The sequence below is a fragment of the Paraburkholderia sp. SIMBA_053 genome (assembly GCF_046534895.1).
Classification (GTDB): domain Bacteria; phylum Pseudomonadota; class Gammaproteobacteria; order Burkholderiales; family Burkholderiaceae; genus Paraburkholderia; species Paraburkholderia caledonica.
In genome coordinates, this window is record NZ_JAWRXU010000663.1 from 1 (window position 1) to 273 (window position 273).

Sequence of the window (273 nt, forward strand, 5' to 3'; positions counted from 1 at the left end):
CCTCTGTTCGGTGACATTCCGGTCGCTCAGCGCCGAACGAGTCATCGAGCTCGCAGCCGAGGCCCGCCTCGAGGTCATCGAGTGGGGAGCCGATTCGCATGTGCTGGCAGGCGATGTCGAGCAGGCGGCGCGGGTGGCGAGGTTGACGACGGATGCCGGTCTCGTGTCCTGCTCCTACGGCTCGTACTTCCGTGCCGGTGCCGACGAGTCGATCACCCCTGTGCTCGACACGGCCGAGGCGCTCGGTGTCGATCGCGTGCGCGTCTGGGCGGG

Annotated in this window: 1 protein-coding gene; it reads left to right on the forward strand. The window is 68.5% G+C overall.

Translation table 11 applies throughout. The features are described from left to right. Positions 1–273, forward strand: a 273-nt coding sequence (locus SB753_RS37245) for a hypothetical protein (protein WP_410805159.1), incomplete at both ends; no start/stop codon positions are given.